The following is a 22,224-nucleotide window of genomic DNA, read 5'->3' as shown; positions in this document are numbered from 1 at the left end:
CATTGGCACAGGTTCCATCCACCTTGCTGCAATTGGCAGTAGGCTCTGGATTGATGGTGAAGCAGATCCTGTTGCTCTCTCCCACATACGTGGCACATCCGCTTCTTCTTGCGCAACGCAGGAAGCATCGGCTCTCTGTCAGCATGCCTGGATCATAAGTAGGTGAGTTGCTGTTCGGGATCATCACCCAACCGTTGTTGCCGTAGTTCGGCACGTCCTCGGTATTCCACAGCCATACGTACTCAAGATCGCCCAAGCCGCCTGTTGGCAATGAGGCCGATGTGATCGGGTCCGGATCGAACGGTCCGCAATGTGAACCGCCTCCTGCGATCTGACCTCCGTTGGTCACGTTGCAGCATGGGGTGATGGATACGGATTTACTGCATGTAGCTGAACATCCGTTCGCATCGGTAACGGTCACCGAATACGTTCCGCCCGCAAGGCCAGAAATGCTTGACGCGGTTGAACCGTTGCTCCATGAATAGGTGAACGGTGCTGTTCCTCCAGAAACCGAAGCAGATACAGAACCTTCGTTATTGTTCGAACAGGTACCATCAACTTTGGTGCAAGTAACCGATATTGAGGCTGGCTCTGAAACCGCGGCCTGGCATGAAGTTGAACATCCATTGGCATCCGTAACGGTCACGCTGTAGGTTCCCGCAGCCAAACCATTAAGTGAGGTTGATGTAGCACCATTGCTCCATATATAAGCGTATGGCGAAGTTCCACCCTGAACATAGACCGAAACGCTTCCACTTGCCACACCATTGCAACCAGCAGGTGTTGAGCTACAGGTAGCAACAATATTGTTCGGGTGAATAGTGATCTCCAGCACATTCGAACAAACGTTGAACTCTGGACATCCACTTCTTCGCGCGCATCGCTTAAACTGGGTTGTCTCCGAAGTATAGGGTGCATCGTACGTTTCGCCCGTGGCTCCTTGAATTGGAATCCAAGACGTTTCCGTAGTCTTCGAGTACCATTGGTATTCCAGGTCTCCCAAGCCTCCTGATGCAGGGTTTAGACTTTGGAATGTTTCAGGGTCGAATGCCCCACAACTTTCCTGACTGCCCTCGATCTGTCCAGGTTCGTTGGCATTGCAACATGCAGGACGATCGCCAACGGTAACGCAGGCATCGGCCTTGCAACCTGTAGCATCAACGACTGTTACGCAGTACTGTCCCGCGCACAATCCGCTCAAAGAGGCCGTTGTAGCCCCATTGTCCCACAGATAGGTGTACGGAGCAGAGCCGCCAGCTGCTGAGGCAGTAGCCGTTCCATTGCATGAACCATCGGTGCAGTTCTGAATATCGAAGTTGAAATCGCCATGGCCGCTCTCGCCCGAACCGACAAAGTTGAACCAAGCGGAAAGGCCGTAGTTTCCATTCTTATCGTTGGCGGCAACGCCAACCTGAACCGCGTATTGCGGGGCATTCGAATTCTGTGTGATGGTCAGTTCCTTGCCTGCCCAATCGCCAAGCCCCACCATTTTGCTACCAGCAGCAAACTCGTAGTACGACCAGTTGAGGTAGTTACTGCCAACAATGGAGGCCGTTCCTTTCCATTGTCCTCCCGTTGCAGACCATTGGGTCCAATTCTTTTTGTTCTCAAGGTTGATGTCAACCAACCACTTCTTATTGTTGTCCGAAGTGTTGTAAACCGTTCCAGAATAATGAGCTGTTCCGTCCGGATACTCGACCAATGTTCCATGGCCATCCACAAATTTGTAGTAGGCAGAACCCGTACTGAGCGAATTGAACCAAACGGCATGCGATCCATTTTCGTAAGGAATTACTTCACACACATGAGACGTGGCCGTATCGCACGTTACGTCTGTAGAAGTGGCAGATGCCGTTAGCGTGCAGCAATCCAAGTAGTTGCCTGTCACGTTTCCATCATCGTAATTCTCATTGACCGCAGTTACCGCATCATTCAATTGACTATACGAATAGCTTGAAGAACATCCGCCCAACTTGCGATTGGCCTCGGCCAAAAGATCGCCAACGGTCCAGCCTTGGAAGGTTCCATAACGGACAATAAGATTTTCGAGAGGAACGGTAGATGTTGAGTATGAAGGAATGGCGTTGTCGAACCCAACGCTGATGGTAGCGGCAAGAACCTGACCTGCCAATACGTTTCCAGGGCAAGCTGGGTCAGTTGCTATCCCCGATGGCAGAGACGTGGCTGTTCCTCCGCAAGGAAGGAAATCGGTAATGGCCTGAGCCGATGTGAATCTGAATTTGTTGTTGCAACCGATCTCAATTCCCGATGGGAAAGCAGTACTGAAGTTGTCGTGTAGATACGTTCCTGGATTACCACCGTGCGGAACTGCTCCCCAACCACCTTGCGTCTGAGTTCGGAAACCGATACAAACGGTAGGAACAGGCGGTTGCTTCACGCAGCATTCTGTCCATTGCTCGCAACCGTTTGCATCGGTAACAGTTACCGAGTAAACGCCCGCAGGAACATTAGAAATGGACGCGGTGGTCGCGCCTGTGTTCCACAGATAAGTAAATGGACCTGTTCCGCCATTCACAATAACGCCAACAGTACCATCGCTTGCTTCCCAAGCAGATGCATCCGAAGAGTTGCAATCAAGTGTAAAAGATGGGTTGATGGTAATGGTGATGATGTTGCTTTCGCCCACGTAATCTGTACATCCAGCACGTCTTGCGCATCTTCTGAACTGCGTGGTCACTGAAACAACTCCTGGATCGTAACTCAATCCACTGGCACCGGCTATCATCTGCCAAGTACCAGAAGTTCCCGGACGCGTGATCCATACAATTTCAAGATCACCTGTTCCGCCAGAAGGCGCAGAGATGTTTGTCAGTTCCGCCACATCGAATTCGCCACAGTTGCTCTGATCCACACCGATCTGACCAGCATCTGTCACGTTATCGCAGCAAGGGCCTTGCTGACCAACGGTTACGCAAACCGCGTCTGAAGTACAACCGTTGGCATCAGTAACTGTTACGCAGTACTGTCCAGCGCAAAGGCCATCAAGCGTTGAAGATGAGCCACCATTGTCCCATGAATACGTATAAGGTGCCGTTCCGCCAGAGGCAACAGCCGTGGCAGTTCCATCACAACCTTGTGACGAACAGTTCTGAAGGTCGAAATTGAAATCTCCATGACCTGAAGAGCAGAATGAACCGGAGTAATCGTACCAAAGCGAAAGACCATAGTTACCATTCTTGTCGTTGGCTGCTGTTCCAACCTGAACACGGAATTGAGGAGCTGCGGCCATGCGCTGTAGGTTCAAAACCTTGCCCGCATAATAATCAAGACCGATCAACTTGCTCTGGGATGCATCCATCTCGTAGTAAGCCCAATCCAGATAGTTGTTTCCAACGATAGAAGCTGTTCCCTTCCATGAACCTCCGGCAGCTTGCCATTGGGTCCAGTTCATCTTATCGTTCAGATAGACATCTACTTGCCAACGCTTGTTGGTCTCCACGGTATTGTAGATGATGCCTGTGATGTGAGCGGTTCCATCAGGATACTCCACCAAACTGCCCGAACCGTTCTCAAACCGGAAATACTGCCCCGTATTTGGAAGTGTATTGATCCAAATGGCGTGTGAACCATTCTGGTAATCTACCGCTTGGCATTGGCCAATGGTATCGGCATTGCAGCTTACGTCTGTTGCTGATGCATTTACGCTGATGGTCACACCTGCACAATTGTCACACGGAACCGGAGTTACATCTTCCGAGTTATGTCCCGTTTTACTTGGTGAGGCATGAACCGCTGTGATGTCAGGGTAACCGAATCCGGCTGAACCGAACACATCCAATTTGACCGTGGCCTCATACCAAACGTCAAAGTCCCAATTTGGATAGGATGGGTTTGGAGTATAATCATTGTCTGTGGCTGGTGAATTGGTGGTGAGCACATAACCGTACGTGTTGAAGTTCTCAGAAAGTGAGGTTTTCACGCCAACCACATCAGAGGCATTACCTGTAAGCATGCCTCCATCCCCTCCGGTCACGCCCAAGGTCTTATATCCCGAAGGAGCCGAATTGGTGCTGGTGATGTAGTCCATTTTGAACTCCATCTTTTTGTTGTCATTGTTATCATAAAGCGCGATCTGCAGTTTATCGGATCCTACCAATTGACTGAAAGAATGGCCATTGCCCGGCCACTGAACCGCGTTGGTTCCATAGGTGTTGTCAACGAATGTTTTAGCAAGAGTGGTACGAACCGTCAATGTTCCAGCATCGATATCGGTTGACCATTGCGAAACCCACCTTGACTGGGCATTGACGATCGTCTCATCATTGCCGTTGAAGCAGAGTTCGCCTTGGATCGGAACGAAACAAGCCTGCGGATCGATAGCCATTTTCACCCAGTTGCTCTCTCCCACATAAGAAGTACATCCAGCTCTGCGAGAGCATCTTCTGAACCACGTGGTCTGTGTGATGACCCCGGGATCGTAGGTCAAACCATTGGCACCTGTAATGACGCTGTATGTGCTGCCGCCATCGTAAGACTTCAACCAGACAAACTCCAAGTTGCCAGAACCTCCTGAAGGGTCATGAACACTCACAATCTCGGTCGGATCGAATGAGCTGCACTCGCTCTGAGCATAGCCGATCTCTCCTGGATCGGTCACATTATCACAACCCGAAATAGTAAAATGGATGGTCGTCTCATCGCAAAGCGAACCTCCACAACCACCTTCATAATAGACCTTTACGGTAAGCGTGTAAGAACCTGCTCCGAAATTGAGGGCTCCTGCATCTGATGGCGATCTATAGGGATATGCGTTCTCCGTGTTCGTTGAAGAGTAGTCTCCAGACCACGTAAACTTGACGCTGCCTATGGTCGTACCCGAAACAATGGCTTCCACATTCCAGTTGGTAGGCAGACTGCCGAGAGAATAGGTGGCCCCATCCACAATGGTGGTGTTACTGTTGTTCCCAAGGTCATGGATCACCAAATTATCGATGTGGGCATTACAAGTGGCGGAAGCTGAAAACGACTGCATTGCCATGATGGCAACAAACAGGATAGACTTCAATACGGTAGGGAAGTATTGCTTTCTCATATAAAGATGAATTTCAATTCTTGAAAGGGGGTTGTTCCGAAGTGGTCGGTGCTACGCACAAAATCACGAACAGTTGATACTGTTTCGATGAACGACATACTTTCTTGTGTTGATAACATGTTCAAAACAGGCCACTTCGGACAGCCTACGAAGGTACACAAATACGTCAAACGCCAATATTGGTTCGATGAACACTACGTTAATTTCGACAACTGACGTAAAACAGAACGGGGCGACCGATTGGCCGCCCCGTTCAATTCAAACGCTTTTTACAATTACCTGATCAGCGTAATGTAACCGGTCATTTCCCTTACACCAGCATCATCATAATCCAATACAATGGTGTAGTAGTAGGTACCGGCCTCAAGGTCAACGCCCTCGCTTGTTTTTCCTGTAAATCGCAGGTCTGTTCCCACAGCTTCCCATACCGAGAAGCCCCATCTGTTGTAAACCTTGGCATCGATCTGCTTGGCCAAACTACTGGTGATCCAGATGTAGTCGTTGATATCATCACCGTTCGGTGTAAGAACATTGGTAATGGTGAAGAACTCTTCCACATCGATTGCTTGCGAAGCTGTATCCATACAACCAGCAGAAGTGCTTACGATCAACGATACGGTATATTGACCTGGTGCCTCATAATCATGGTTCGGACTCTGATCGCTGGATGTTTGACCATCACCGAACTGCCAGCTCCAACTGTACAGCGGTGGAACCAACGAGGTATCGGTGAACTCAACCGGTTTTCCAAGATCGGTATCTCCAACGGTGAATCCGGCCATTGGATATTGCTGAACCACAATGGAAGCCCCGGCCGTAGCCACTTGATCGCAACCGGTATTGGTCACTTCTACAGAATAAGTGGCATTCTCGGTTGCAACAAATGTGATGGACGGAGTGGTCTCGCCATTGCTCCACATGTAATTCTCACCGCCCGTAGCACCCAGCGTAACCGTGTCGCCCACACATACTGCCGTATCTGGCAACACAGAAACATCTGCCGTTGGGCCAGGCACCACATCAATTGTAACCGGCTCCGATGTATTGCTACATCCCGTAACGCTCGTAACGGTTACAGTATACGTACCGGCCTCCGAAACCGTGATGGATTGCGTGTTCTCTCCGTTGCTCCACATGTAATCGTTACCGAATGGCAGACCTGAAGCGGTCAACGTTACCTGATCGCCTTCGCAGATGCTTGAGCCGCCATCAACATTGATGTTGGCCGGAGGCAATGGCAAGAAGCCGATAGGCAACGATGCCGAAGAAGAACATCCAAGCGGGTTGGTTACCGTTACCGTGTAAACACCGCTCTGCGTTACTTGAATGGTCTGTGATGTTTCACCCGTGTTCCACTCAAAGTCATCTACAAATGGTACACCTGTGGCGGTCAGGGTCACCACATCGCCATCGCAATATGGGAACTGACTGTCCGGTATGATCTGTGTTTGCGGAGTTGGCAACACGGTTATTGTACGTGTTGCCGTTCCAGAACATCCGTTCGTATCAACTACTGTTACCTGATAAACACCACTTGTAGAAACGGTAATGCTCTGCGTGGTATCTGCGGTTGACCAAGTGTACGACAGTCCTTCTGTGGCAGTAAGAACCACTTGTCCGCCATCGCAGAAAGCAGTAGGGCCATCTGCTGTGATCTCCGGTACAAAATCTGGGAAGTATGAAACCACCACATCGTCAGACACACCGGAACAACCGGTAACAGTATCTGTTGCCTGAACGAAATAGACACCTTCATCAGAAACTGTAATGGTCTGCGTAGTATCGCCTGTACTCCACAGGTAAGGACCGTTTCCAACCGCGGTCAACGTCACCTCACTTCCTGCACAGATGGTTGTCGGGCCATCCGCATCAATTGAAATTTCAGGAAGCGGATGCTGAGTGACCTCAAAGTCCTCAGATGTTCCTTCGCATCCGAAGCTGTTCGTCACTGTCACGTTGTACAATCCGGTCGTATCTACATCAATGGCCTGTGTGGTGTCTCCTGTGCTCCACTCATAGCTATTGAACAATCCTGTGCTTAGCGTGATGGATTCACCTGCGCAAAGCATACCGTCTCCGGTTGACTGGATTGTAGGCGTTGGCAATGGATTGACCGTTACGGTGACACCTGCAGCGGCAGCATCGCAACCATACTCGTTGGTCACGGTTACGATATACGTTCCTGATTCGCCAACAGTAATGTTCTGAGTCGTGTCGCCAGTTGGCGTCCACATGTAAGAATTCCAAGTATCCACCATCAAGGTTACGCTATCGCCATCACAGAACGTGGTAGGGCCATCTGGTGTGATGACCGGTACCGGTGTAGGTGTTGGATTGACCGTGATCTCGATACTGTCCGTACCCATACATCCGTTGCCATCGGTTACTTCCACCGAGTAAATGCCCGATGTTGTCACCGTGATCTGCTGCGTATTGGCGGTCGTGTTCCACTCATAACCAACGGCCTGAGTTGAGGTCAATGTCACGATCTGACCATCACACACAACGGTGTCTGAGGCAGAGATAACAGGAACAGGATTGGCGTAAACCGTCACCGTTACATCTGGCGAAACGCCTGAACAACCACCTTCATCGGTTACCGCAACGTTGTATGTACCACCGACCATTACGACAATCGTTTCGGTCGTATCTCCCGTACTCCACAGATACTCCTCAAATCCCGTTGGAGCTGCAAGGGTCACAGAATCGCCATCGCAGAACTCGGTCGGTCCATCAGGTGTGATCGTTGGAGTCGGGTTTGACCAAACATCCACCGTTACACGAGCCGATGTTCCGGTACAACCGTTTGCATCTACCACCGTAACTTGGTAAGAACCCGCAACAAACACAGTAATGGATTGTGTGGTCTCACCAGTTGACCATGAGTAGGAGTTGGCAGTACTGGCAGTAAGAACTACGCTGTCACCATCGCAGAACTCGGTAGGACCGCTGGCCGTGATCGTTGGCACAGGCTCTGGGTATTCAGTTACCTGAACGTTTCCAGACTGTGTACTGCAACCGTTCGCATCTGTTCCGGTCACGTGGTAAAGTCCTGATTGGGTTACCGTGATGATCGGCCCTGTCTCATTTGTTGACCACAGATACGAGTCTGCCCCGCTCGCCACAAGATCTACACTTCCACCTTGACAGAACTCAGTAGGCCCATCAGGGAATACGAATACCGTTGGAGGCTGATTGACCAGTACAGAAACGCTGGCAGACACATCCTGACAACCGAACTGGTTGCTTCCGGTCACGTAATAGCTTCCTGCTGTGTACACCACAATGGATGGTCCACTGGCACCATTACTCCAATGGTAGTTCATACCACCGGTAGCGGTAAGTACAACTGAGTCTCCTTGGCAGAACTCTGTCGGGCCGTTGGCGATGATGTCGATGTTCGGCAGAGAGTAGACCTCAATGGTTGTCAATGGAGATGTTCCTTCACAGCCGTATTCATCCGTTACTGTTACGTTGAACGAACCGGATGTGTAAACCGTAATGGACTGCGTGGTAGCACCATTCGACCACAGGTATCCGTTGTAACCCGGTGTGGCGGTCAGAACGGCAGAATCTCCGAAGCAGAACTGATGCGGTCCGGTCACGTTGATGTTGACCGTTGGCGGTTGATGAACCGTTACATCGATAGATGCAGCCGCAGCGGCACACCCAGTACTGTCTGTAACAGTTACCGTGTACGTTCCTGACTGATTGACAAGAATTGCCTGACTGTTGGCACCGTTCGACCAAGAATAGGTCTCGTAATTCTGAGTGGAAAGACCAACCGTTCCACCAAGACAGAAATCCAGGTCTCCATCCGGAACAATGGTCGGAGTTGGCAACTGATTCACAATTACGATCACATCAGCACTTGTTCCAGTACATCCGTTCTGGTCGGTAGCAGAAACATTGTATGTTCCAGCCTGCCAAATCTGAATGGCCTGCGTGGTGTCTCCAGTTGTCCAGAGATAGCTTTCAGCCATTACAGAGGTAATGGTGATGGTATCGCCCTGGCAGATCTCCACCGTTCCATCCGGTGTGGTGGTAGGTGTTGGATTCACATTCACCGTGATGAGATCTTCCGGTGAGAGTCCCTGACAACCGTTCGTATCCGTTACCAGAACGGTGTAGAATCCGGTTTGAACCGCGTATGTTGTCTGAGTTGTGTCTCCCGTGTTGGTCCACAGATATGATTCGAACGGCTCTGTTGTGGTCAACCAAATGGTATCGCCAGCACAGAAAGAAGGTGTTCCTATGGTGGTAACCTCCGGTTGCGGAAGATCCCAAACCGTCACATCAACCGTGTCACTCTGACCTTCACAACCATTATTGTCAACCACAGTTCCCCAGTAGCTTCCTGTTTCGCCAACAGAGATGTTTCTAGTGATCTCTCCAGTATTCCAAGTATACGTTCCTGAACCGGACAGCGTCAGAATCACACTCTCACCATCGCAGAAGGCCAAAGGACCATTTGCAGAAACCGTAGGTGTCGGATTCGGATTCACCGTCACGGTGATCTCGTTCGATTCGCTCTGACAACCATTGGCATCGAAAACAGTAACGGAGTATGTTCCGGATGTATTCACAGTAATGATCCTTGTCGTATCACCCGTATTCCACAGATAACCTGCTGACTGACGGGCCACGAGATCGACACTATCACCTTCACAGAAAGTGGTAGGTCCTGTAGCAAAGATGAATGAGAACGGAAGCTGATTCACATTGACTGTGACCGATCCCGAAGTTCCCGAACATCCGTTTGCATCGGTAACCGTTACCGAATACGTTCCGGACGCGTATACAACGGTAGATTGTGTAGTTGCTCCGTTCGACCACAGGTAAGAGGCAGCTGCCGAGGCAGTCAACGTAACGCTGTCGCCATCGCAGAATTCAAGTGGTCCGTCCGGTGTAATTGTCGGAGTTGGATTCGGGTTCACAACCACATCAACTGTGTCCGAAACTCCCGAACATCCGTTGATGGAAGTTACCGTAACCCATCGCTGACCAGTAGTTGTCACCGTTATGGTCTGCCCGGTGGCACCTGTATTCCATAGATAAGATGCACCCGGTGTTGAGGTCAGATCCACGCTTCCACCTTGACAGAAAGTGGTTGGACCATTTGCAGTTACCGTAGGAGTTGGATTCGGGAATGCAGTAACGCTTACCGTATCTGATGTTCCAGCACATCCCGTTCCGAGTGTGGCAGTTACATAGTAGTCTCCAGTTGCGAATACGGTAATCGATCTTGTTGTTGCTCCCGTACTCCATAGATAAGAGCTGGCCAAACTTGAGGTCAGCACCACGCTATCGCCATCGCAGAACTCAAGGTCGTTATTTGCCGTGATGGTCGGAGTTGGGTTGCTGTTCACCGTAACTGTTACTGGGGCCGAGGCACCAGAACAACTGTTGGCATCTGTCACAGTTACTGTGTACGTTCCTGAAGAATAGACCGTAATGGACTGCGTTGTTGCTCCCGTACTCCAAGCATACGAATCAGCAACAGAGGAAGTCAGTACAACGCTGTCTCCGTCACAGAAAGTTGTTGGACCATCTGGTGTCACAGTTGGTGTCGGATTGCTGTTCACCTGAACCGTCACGGGATCTGACGTTCCAACACAGCTGTTGGCATCCGTTACCGTTACGGTGTAAGTACCAGCGGTGGTCACCGTTACCTGTTGTGTATTTGCGCCATTGCTCCATTGCCATGCAGAGGCAGAACTTGCTGTAAGAACAACATTATCGCCTTGACAGAAGGTCAGCGGACCATCTGCATCGATAGTTGGCGTAGGCAATGGATTGACCGTCACCGTGACAGAAGCCGAAGCTGCCGAGCATCCGTTTCCATCCGTAACTGTTACGGTGTATGTTCCTGAAGTGGAAACCGAAATACTTTGAGTCGTTGCTCCGGTACTCCATTCATATGTGGCATACGAACCGGTTGTCAGGGTCACACTTCCGCCTTGACAGAAAGTAGTAGGTCCGATCGGATTGATGGTCGGTGTTGGGTTCGAGTTTACCGTTACTTGAACAGGACCGGAATCTCCCGAACAGCCTTCGGCAGTCACCACATGAACGGTGTAAACACCACTTGCAAATACCGTGATGGACTGCGTGGTTGCTCCCGTACTCCACAGGTAGTTGTCACCCGCAGTTGCAGTAAGTACTACGCTGTCTCCATTACAGAATGTGGTCGGGCCATCAGCCGTAATGGTCGGATTGAACTGCGATGCCTGATCGATTGTGGTGGAGTAAACGAACACACATCCGTTCTGATCGGCAAACGTTACACTATACGCTCCTGCACTGAGGTTGGAGACATCCTGCGTTGTCTGCCCGTTCGACCAAGAATAGTTATATGGTGGAAGACCTCCCGTAGCCGTAAGGTCGATGGCTCCATCAGAACCTCCAAAGCAGGTCACGTCCGTATCAACACTACTGGCTCCCAATGTATCTGGCTCGGTTACCGAACCACTTGAATTGGCTGTACAACCGTGTGCATCCAGAATGGACACACCATAAGTGCCTGGTCCGAGGTTATTAATGTCCTCGGTGGTGGCACCATTCGACCATGAATAAGAATAAGGCGTTGTACCTCCAGTAACCGTCAGCTCGATGGCTCCATTTGCCAGACCGTGGCAGGTAACTGGATCAACAGCAGTTGCCGCCTGCAAAACGGCTGGTTGCGTAACAACCCCACTCGCTGTCTGCTGACAGTTGACAGAATCCGTCACTTGAACAGTGAACGTTCCAGCACCCAAGTTGGCAAGGCTATCTGCCGATGAACCTCCTGTTGGCCAGAAATAAGTAAACGGAGCAGTTCCGCCAGAAACTACTGCTACGGCAGCACCGTCACTTGCGTTGAAACATGATAGGTTATACGTATTGACCGATACCGCAAATCCACCGCACGAAAGTGCATTGACAGTAATTGTTCTTGAACTGGTACAACCGTTCGCATCCGTAATGGTCACGGTGTAGTTTCCTGGGCAGAGATTTGAAGCCGTCTGACCGAGCTGGCCATCGCTCCACTCATATAGGAATGGTGATGTTCCTCCTGTAGCCGTTGCTGTTGCCGAACCATCACATCCGTTGAAGGTCTGCTCGTCAACAACCGAAGTGGTAACCCCAAGCAAAGGTGGTTCGGTAACGGTGAAGCTTCCAGAAGCTGTACAACCGATGGCATCGGTAACTGTTACCGAATATGGTCCGGCAGCCACAGCGGTTATCTGCTGAGTGGTTGCTCCATTGCTCCAAGCATACGTAAATGGTGTATTGTTCTGCTGCGTGATTGGAGTGGCAAGAACACTTCCATTCGTGCCGCCATTACAACCAACTGGCTGACCTGTGACGTTCACATCCAGATCACAGGATGGCGGATTGATAACGCGACTTGTTGTAACCGTACATCCGTTCGCATCTGTGATCGTAACCGTGTAGATTCCAGCACAAAGACCTGTTGCGGTCTGTGTGGTCTGACCATCACTCCACAAATAAGTGTATGGTCCTGTTCCACCTGTTGGGTTGGCAGTTGCCGAACCGTTACATCCGTTCACGATGGTCTCATCCTGAACATCAACAGTGGTACCGAGAACATCGGGTTGTGTAAGTTGAATAGTTTGCTGAAGTACACTTCCCTGCGCATCAGTAACCGTGACCACGTAAGTACCAGCAGCAACGTTATTCAGGTCTTCAGTTGTTGCACCGTTGGACCAGCTGTAAGTTAGCGGAGGCGTGGCATTGGTAACTGTAATGTTGATAGAACCATTGGCATTTCCATTACACAATGGCTCTGTAGTGGTGTAAGAAATTCCTGGACCAGGGAACACCGTAATGTAGCAGGTTGCCTGAGCACAAAGGCTTGGCGTTCCATCATCACAGATCTGATACACGAACTGATCCGGACCAACATAACCAGATGCTGGTGTATAGGTGTAAGTTCCATTCGGGTTGATGACAACCGTACCGTGAGACGGCCCTGAAACAGGAGTTGTATTGATGATGATATTGTCTCCGTTCGGATCGAAATCGTTCACCAAGTGGTCTCCAGAAACCGGAACGTTCATCGGAGTCAGCGCTGCATCATCTCCGGCAAATGGAGGATCATTGTCCGGTCCGTTGTAATCTGGGAGCACCGTAATGGTCACAGTCGTCTGATTGCACAGCACAGGTGTTCCGTCATCACATATCTGGTATGTGAAAGAATCCTGACCTACATAACCCGGGTTCGGAGTGTAAACGATATTTCCGTTCGCGTTCACCGTAACGGTTCCATGAGAAGGTCCGGTCAGCGGAGTTGTGTTCAGCATGATGTTGTCTCCATCCGGATCATCATCATTTGCCGTGATATTTCCACCAACAGGAACTCCAACCTGCGTTACGTATGCATCTGGGTTGGCTACAGGTGGGTCGTTATCATTCGTTACAGGAATAACCGAAATGGTTACCGTTGCCTGATCGCAAAGCGATGGAATTCCATCATCGCAGATCTCGTAGGTAAAGGTGTCCTCACCAACGTACCCTGGGTTTGGCGTGTAGGTGTAAGAGCCATCTGGGTTCATGGTAACGGTACCATTTGATGGGCCACTTACCAAAGTTGTATTCACCGTGAGGTTATCACCGTCAGGGTCCGAATCGTTGGTAGCAACATTGCCCGAAACTGGCGTATCAACCAATGTATTATTGAAGTCGTTGACCGCTGTCGGTGGGTTATTGTCTGGGTAAACCGTGATGTAGCATGTGGCCTGAGCACAAAGACTTGGCGTGCCATCATCGCAGATCTCATACACATATTGGTCTGGACCAGTATAGCCTGGGTTTGGAGTATACGTGTAAGTTCCGTTCGGATTAATGACCACCGTACCATGAGATGGCCCAGAAACCGGAGTAGTATTAATGGTGATGTTGTCTCCGTTCGGGTCGAAATCATTCGCAAGAAGGTCTCCAGAAACAGGTACTTCCTGAGGTGTCAATGCAGCGTCATCGCCAGCAAATGGAGGATCGTTGTCCGGTCCGTTGTAATTCGGAACAACCACGATCGTCACCTGTGCCTCATCACACAGCGATGGTGTGGCATCATCACATATACTATATGTAAAGACATCTGTCCCAACGTATCCCGGATCAGGCGTGTAAGTAAACGTTCCATCAGGGTTCAAGGTCACGGTACCGTGAGAAGGACCTGTGACCGGAGTGGTATTCAAAATGATGTTGTTTCCATCAGGGTCGTCATCATTGATGAGTACGTTTCCAGAAACAGGAACATCAACCTGCGTTTGAGCAGCATCATCCTGTGCAACTGGAGGTTCATTACCGGTTGTAATAGGAACAACCTGAATGGAAACCTGAGCCGTATCGCAAAGGCTTGGAATTCCATTATCGCAGGTCACGTACTCAAATGTGTCCTCACCGCTGAAACCAGAGTTTGGAGTATAGGTGTAAGAACCATCTGGGTTGATGGTCACCGAACCATTGGAAGGGTTGGTCACCAACGTGGTGTTCACCGTCAGGTCATCGCCATCCGGATCCGTGTCGTTTGTTGAAACATTTCCAGAAACCGGAACACCCACCAATGTTGAGTTGATATCATCGGTGGCGATCGGAGGATTATTGTCCGGGTAAACCGTGATGTAGCAAGTGGCCGTAGCACAAAGGCTTGGCGTGCCATCATCGCATATTTGATACACGAACTGATCGGCACCGATGAAACCGGAGTTTGGAGTATAGGTGTAATCTCCATTTGAGGAAATGGTAACCGTACCATTCGATGACCCTGAGACCTGAGTTGTATTAATAATGATGTTGTCTCCGTTCGGATCAAAATCATTGGTAAGCAGATTTCCAGAAACTGGAACATCCTGCGGGGTCAATGCACCATCATCACCCGCAAATGGAGGGTCGTTGCCCGGACCAGAATCCGGAAGAACATTGATGGTCACCACCGCGGTATCGCAAAGCGATGGGGTAGCATCATCGCAGATGCTATATATATAGGTATCCGTTCCGGTGAAACCGGAGTTGGGCGTGTAGGTGAATGAACCATCAGGATTCAATGTAACCGTTCCATTGGTTGGACCCGTGATCGGAGTTGTGTTCAGAATGATGTTGTTTCCATCAGGGTCACCATCGTTTACAAGCACATTTCCTGTAACCGGAACGTCCTGCATCGTTTGAGCAACATCCGCGTTTGCTATCGGTGGCTCATTTCCAGAAGTGATCGGAATCACCTCGATGTAAACCGTTGCCTGATCGCAGAGTGAGGGTGTGCCATCGTCACAGACACGGTAAACGAACTCATCCTCTCCCTCATAACCGGAGTTCGGAGTGTACGTGTAAGTTCCATTCGCATTAAGCGTTACACTACCATGCGAAGGACCAGAAACCGGAGTGGTATTTACAATGAGGTTGTCACCGTTCAGGTCAATATCATTTGTTACCACGTTTCCTGAAACCGGAACATCAACCAAGGTATTGTTGAAATCATTGTTCGCGATCGGTGGACAGTTGTCCTCTGTCAACGTAACCGTCTGACTTTCCTTACAACCGTTTGCATCCTCGTAAGAAACGATATAAGTTCCTGCGCCCAGTCCGTTCACATCGGCAGTTGATGCAAATGGAAGGCTGTTCTCGATCCAAGTGATAGAATATGGAGGTCGACCACCGGTGGCGCTACTGGTCAGCGTTCCATCCGAAAAACCTACACAATAAGGGTCTGTTCCACTTGCTGTGACAACTATCTGAGGAGAATAATTATCAATGATACCATCGCCATCGTTATCAATTCCATCACCACATATATCTCCTATCTGGATGATGACCCATGCACTGTCGCAAAGGCCCTCAGGAGTACATACCTGATAGAGCAGAGAATCTACACCTATATAATTGGGTATGGCCGTGTACTGGATGCAATCTCCCTGAAGCACAGCCGTTCCGCCATTTACAGGTGCGGTAACAATGGATGTGGTCAATCCTCCGCCCAATGGGTCAGAATCATTGTTCTGAACACATACAACGATCGGAATGGATGTATCTTGGATCGTATCATAGTCAGTAACAGCGATCGGATAGGTCACAAAGCCGAACATGCTATCGCAAGAAGCATCGTACAGAGATGAGAATTGTACGCTATACAGATCGTTTGTGGTCATTGTGCTGTTCGATGGCAGCGTAGTCTGATCGATCACGATCAAGTGATCCGTAGCGATCTGACCGATCAATGAGTAATTACCAAGGCTGTCAGTCACATCCGTATCTATAAGCGGATCTGTCCCGGATTCGTAAGTGCCATTGTTGTTCGCATCATTATATACGTTCACAGTTACGCCAGCAAAACCGTAATCGGAACCATCCATGGTGCCATTGGCATCAGTATCCAAGAAGACACTGCCTATGATCTCAAACGGAACAAAAGGACATCCCGCACATGTTGGCGGAGGCGTCTCAAACGGAATCGTCACATTGGTCGCAGATCGATAAGCATACCAGAAAGTGTTAATCGTATTCACGTTTCCATAATCGTATGCATCCCAATAGTGACAAGGAGGCGTACAACCGTTCAATTCGAGGGCTGGCTGACCACCAGGTAACGTTTCGGTAATCGCCTGATCGTCATAGAAGAACTTCGGATCGTAGGGCTGTGGTGTGGCAGGGCGTACCGCCTGAACCTGCATACCGGTTCTCAAGTGTTCCACATCATACACCGGCAAGTGATAGTACCCTTGGGAGTAACTATATTGAACACTGAGGTTGGTATTGGTTGGAATCGGGTTTCCTAAACCATCCAGACCATCCCAAGGAATATCTCGGTCATATGGGGGTGTCTCACCCGGGAACGGAACGATGTCCGTGGTCAGAAGCACGTCAGCCGAACCTGGATCATATTGTCCGTTGGCATCTGAATCTATGAGCACTTCTACCCTACCCGCTTTCGTTGCCGCAAGCCTGAAGAACCATAGATTGTCGTCAGGACAACCATAGAGTTTCGGAAAGTCGGCATTGGTCACAAACTCACCAAATGAGCCGTTCGGGTAGGATGTCTCATCCGGATTATTCAAAAAGACCCGATACTCCGCAAAGGTCACGTTCGCACTCTCCACCGAGGCACGGTCCACTTCAAAAACGCCTGTCGCGCTGGTACCGGAACTGTTGAAAGCGATGTTAAAAGCTGCACCTTGAAAACCAGCTTGGCTGAAATCGATCAGACTCACAAAACCATCATCCGAATAGATATAGAGCGTACCCGTAAAATCGCGGTCGAAATAATCGTTCGGATAGTCGATGGAAGGACACATGAAAGCCCAGTTGTACGAGAACACACGACCATCAATTGCAGTTGGTGTTCCACCTTCAGTTGCAACGGTAATGTCGTAATAAGGTATGATAAGCTGTTGCGAGCTATAACTGGACTGCGAAGCACTAAACTCGATGTAGTAATCACCCGCAGGAAGGCCATCCGGATTGAATGTGTAAGCGTTATAACCGCCCGATCCAACAATCTGGTTCGGACCGTTTACCGCCTGCTGCCAAGTGGATATAGCAGCATTGTTCAGCTGACCTGCTGGGTCTCCGGCAGTTGGCCAAACCACGTTACCACTTGGATCCTTGATGCGGAAATATCCGGTTCTGTTGCCTCCAGTGTTCGGCCAATGCGTTTCACTCTTGAAGTTACTGAAACCGAAATAGACCACCTCATTCTCCGGATCCTCAAAGTGAATGAAAAGCCGCTGATCGACATTTCCATCATATCGACCGAAATTGTTGTATTCATCCACGTTCACCAAAAGGTGAGTATAATCCGAGGATGTGGCCGTGGTCTGCTTGGTACCTTCTGCGTAAGAGAGGTTAGAACCAAGCATAAAAAAACAAAAGAGGCCCGTCAATAGGGCCAAAGGGTAACTACGGTTATTCATGATGTCCGTATTTGTGATTGGTTGGTTTCGCATGCGAGCGTTTTCTACGCGGAAAACTGTAATTGGTTTTACAATTCCCGATGAAACCACAATATTACGAAGAAGTGATTTACCATCGTGGAGAAAAGTCAACAGGGTTTGTCAACATGGTTGTCCACATTTCCAGCGAAACTTTTCTTGCTTAAACTTGTTGCCTAAAAGAATACATTTGCAATGCATGCATTGAATTATTTGATATGAGCAAGAAAGTAGTATTGATAGATGGAGCGCGCACTCCATTTCTGAGGGCTGGGACCGATTACATGGACCTGATGAGTTACCAATTGGGAGCTTTCGCCATCAAAGGCGTGGTAGATAAAACGGGGATAAAACCCGACCAGATCGACCAAGTGGTGATGGGAACCGTGATCCATAATGTGAAAACTCCCAATGTGGCGCGCGAAAGCGCCCTGACGGCAGGATTGAACATGACCACGCCTTGCCACACCGTTTCACAGGCGTGTATTTCGGCCAACCAGGCCATTTCTCGCGGAGCAGACCTAATCCGTTTGGGACATGCTGATGTGGTGATTGCAGGCGGTACAGATTGTACTTCCGATTCGCCTATCGGCTACAAGAAAAGTATGCGCAAGAAGCTGTTCAACGCCCAGAAACTGAAAACAACGGGCGATATGATCAAGTTTGCAATGACGCTGAAGTTGACAGACTTCCTCCCCGACAGGCCAGCCGTTGCCGAGTTCTTGACAGACCGACTGATGGGTGAGGACTGCGAAACATTGGCCGCCAAATTCAGCATTAGCCGCGAGGCGCAGGATGAGTTTGCATTGCGATCGCACACGTTGGCACAGAAAGCACAGGACGAAGGTCATCTTGCCAAGGAGATCGCACCCGTAGAACTCGCTCCGAAGTTCAAACCGATCGATAAAGACAACGGAATCCGCGTTGCACCTTTGGAGAAATTGGCGAAACTGAAGCCTGCTTTCGTAAAACCTCACGGAACATTGACCGCTGCCAACTCATCATTCCTGACGGATGGCGGTGCAGCAGTTCTGATCATGAGTGAAGAAAAAGCAAAAGAACTTGGATTCACGCCCAAGGCTTACATCCACGATTATCTGTTCACAGCTCAAGATATTCGCGAAGAGCTTTTACTCGGACCTGCTTATGCCATGGCCAAAATCCTCGACAGAAACAACCTGAAGATGGAGGACATGGATGTCATTGAATTCCATGAGGCATTTGCCGGACAGATATTGGCAAACATTGCCGCTTTGTCCTCAGACGATTTCTGTAAGAAGTATTTGGGCAGAGACAAGGCTGTAGGACAAATTCCAATGGAGAAAATGAACCTGTGGGGCGGGTCGCTTTCCATCGGTCACCCATTTGGAGCCACTGGCGCACGTATTATGACAACCACCGCCAACCGATTGATCGCTGAAGGTGGTCGTTATGGACTATTGGCCGCCTGTGCTGCTGGGGCGCATGGTCATGCGAGTATTTTGGAACGCTATCCAAACTAATTTGCAATTGACAATTGGCGATATGCAATTGACAATTTGAGCGAAGGCTGCAATCCAATTGCACATTGAAAATTGCAAATTGTCCATCGCAAGTAAACTACAGATGACCTCAGAAGAACTCGAGAATAGGGTTATTGACTTTGCCGTGATGATCGTAGAAATCACGGAGAAGATGCCAAAGTCGTACGCAGCAGACTACTACGCAAAGCAATTGCTCAGAAGTGGTTCCTCTCCAGCACTAAACTATGGCGAAGTGCGTGCAGCAGAATCAAAGCGTGACTTTGTTCATAAGATGAATGTCGTTCTTAAGGAGTTGAGAGAAACGACCAATTGTCTCAAAATCATCCAAAGAACTAAGCTCTACGCTTCTGAAGCAGTGATCGTTAAGGCCAGACAAGAATGCAAAGAACTTCTTGCAATTTTCGTTGCAAGCGTAAACACAGCTAAAAAGAACATGAATCAGAAATGACGGAGTGCATCGGCCCATCAAATTGTAAATTGCCAATTGCACATCGTCTATTGAAAATCTCTGAAGTATGAAAAACAAGTATGTTGAAATAGAAAAACGGGACGGTATCGCCATCATTTGGATGGACGAGCAAGATTCGAAGATCAATAAGATCGGGCCTGATATGATCGAAACGTTCAACCCGATGATGGACGAACTCGAAAAAGACCCTGAGGTGAAAGCTGCGGTGATGATCAGCCGCAAAAAGGATTTCATTGCAGGAGCTGATATTGAGGCTTTCGCCAATGTGAAGAAGGAGGGCGACTGGCAACCTATCGCCAAGAAAGGCCACGAGATCCTGAACCGATTGCAGAAGAGCAAAAAGCCCGTGGTGGCCGCCATCAACGGTGCTTGCATGGGTGCTGGACTGGAGATCGCGTTGGCGTGCGCTGCCCGTGTGGCTTCCGATAGTCCAAAGACCATTCTTTCTCTACCTGAAGTGAAGCTTGGACTGCTTCCTGGCGGTGGCGGAACACAACGTCTGCCACGATTAGTTGGTATTCAGAAAGCCTTGGATATGATGCTCACTGGAAAGAACGTGTTCGCGTATCCTGCCAAGAAAATGGGATTGGTCGATCGACTTTCCACCAAAGAAGCATTGCTTGATGCGGCCATTTGTTTGGCGAAAGAACTGACCAAAGGCCCGCTGAAGCGTGAGGATAAGCGTTCGGGGATGGAGAAATTCCTGGAAGGAAACCCGATCACCAAAGGCATCATCTTCAAGAAGGCCAAAGAGATGGTGGACGGACAGACCAAAGGAAACTACCCTGCTCCGTACGAGATTCTGGAGTGCGTTCGCATTGGAATGACATCTGGTGAGAAGCGCGGTTATGAGGAAGAAGTGAAGCGTTTTGAAAAACTCATCCTTACACCCGAGAGTTTTCAGTTGCGCGGCATTTTCTTCGCCATGACGGAGAAGAAGAAAAACCCATTGGCCGAGTTGGCCAAGCCCGTTGACACCATCGCCATGGTAGGTGCCGGTTTCATGGGTGCAGGCATTGCGCAGGTTTCTGCCGCCAAGGATGTGAAGGTGCTGCTGAAAGACATCAAGCAGGAAACCATTACGCAGGCCAAGCAGACCATTTGGAAAGACATAGGCAAAAAGGTGCAGCGCAAGGCGATGCCGCAGTTGGATGCCGACCGCTTGATGAACCGCATTGCAGGCCAGCTCGATTACAACAACTTTGAGAAGGTTCAGGTGGTCATTGAAGCGGTTTTCGAGGATCTGAAACTGAAGCACCGCGTGTTGGCCGAGTGCGAAGAGGCGATGAGCCCCAACGCCATTTTTGCTTCCAACACCTCCGCCCTGCCCATTGGCGAGATCGCGAAAGCAAGTAAACGACCTGAGCAGGTGATCGGGATGCACTACTTCTCCCCTGTTCCGAAGATGCCATTGCTGGAGATCGTTGTCACTGATCAGACGGCAGATTGGGTCACTTCCACCTGCTACGACCTCGGTGTGAAGCAAGGCAAAACGGTGATCGTGGTGAAAGACGGCCCTGGGTTCTACACCACGCGTATTCTGGCTCCGCTTCTTGGCGAAGCCTTGAACATGTTGGAAGAAGGCGCAGACGCGCTTCAAATAGACAAGGTGCTGAAGAAATTCGGTTTCCCTGTGGGACCTATAACGCTGATGGACGAGGTTGGAATTGATGTGGGTGCACACATCATGAGCGGTGAATTGATGCAGCATTTCATTTCGACCCGAAAAGGTGCGAAGGCATCTGACGGGTTGAAGCGCATGTTCGATGCGGGTTACCATGGAAGGAAGAACAAGAAAGGGTTCTATCAGTACGATGAGAACGGCAATAAGAAAAAGGAACTGGATGCGAACGTTTACAGCTTTTTCGGTGGCAACAACCGCAAGAAGTTCGATGACAAGGAGATCTATGAGCGTATTGGCATGAGCATGGTGAGCGAAGCCGCTCTGTGCTTGCAGGAAGGCATTGTTTCGAACCCGTTGGATGGCGATGTGGGGGCTGTTTTTGGATTGGGATTCCCTCCATTCCGTGGTGGACCGTTCCGATACATGGATGCGTTAGGCGCGCAGGAAACTGTTGACATCTTCAACCGCTTGGCCCAGAAACACGGAGAGCGTTTCTTGCCGCCACAGATCATTGTAGACAAGGCAAAGGCGGGAGAAAAGTTCTACTCCTAACCAAAACCGAATAAAAGGGAAAGCCGAGGCAACTGCTTCGGCTTTTTTCGTTTAGAATGTAATTTCAAATAAATGTT

At 49.7% G+C, this 22,224-nt stretch carries 5 protein-coding genes; 3 read left to right on the top strand and 2 right to left on the bottom strand.

What is annotated here, in order from left to right:
* Both GC178_05845 and GC178_05840 read right to left on the bottom strand, forming a co-directional pair.
* Positions 1 to 5,053, bottom strand: a 5,053-nt coding sequence (locus tag GC178_05845) for a hypothetical protein (protein MBI1287085.1), incomplete at its 3' end; no start/stop codon positions are given.
* A 275-nt stretch (positions 5,054 to 5,328) separates the two neighbouring features.
* Complete coding sequence (locus GC178_05840; GenBank protein MBI1287084.1) at positions 5,329 to 17,994, bottom strand: tandem-95 repeat protein; 12,666 nt, start codon at positions 17,992 to 17,994, stop codon at positions 5,329 to 5,331.
* 203 nt (positions 17,995 to 18,197) lie between these two features.
* On the opposite strand from GC178_05840, the gene GC178_05835 reads away from it, so the two are divergent.
* From GC178_05835 to GC178_05825, 3 genes are all read left to right on the top strand, one after another.
* On the top strand, positions 18,198 to 19,481 hold the full coding sequence (locus GC178_05835; GenBank protein ID MBI1287083.1) for an acetyl-CoA C-acyltransferase: 1,284 nt from the start codon (positions 18,198 to 18,200) through the stop codon (positions 19,479 to 19,481).
* Between the two features lie 103 nt (positions 19,482 to 19,584).
* Positions 19,585 to 19,950 carry a four helix bundle protein gene (locus GC178_05830; GenBank protein ID MBI1287082.1) on the top strand — a complete coding sequence of 122 codons (366 nt, stop codon included), beginning with the start codon at positions 19,585 to 19,587 and terminating at the stop codon, positions 19,948 to 19,950.
* Between the two features lie 67 nt (positions 19,951 to 20,017).
* Positions 20,018 to 22,147 (top strand): fatty acid oxidation complex subunit alpha FadJ, encoded by a 2,130-nt coding sequence (locus GC178_05825; GenBank protein ID MBI1287081.1) that lies wholly within the window; start codon positions 20,018 to 20,020, stop codon positions 22,145 to 22,147.
* Positions 22,148 to 22,224: the final 77 nt, after the last annotated feature.

The organism is Flavobacteriales bacterium, assembly GCA_016124845.1.
In the GTDB taxonomy this organism is placed as follows: Bacteria; Bacteroidota; Bacteroidia; order UBA10329; family UBA10329; genus UBA10329.
The sequence above is the reverse complement of the archived record's forward strand: the minus strand, read 5'-3'. Positions and strand labels throughout refer to the sequence as shown.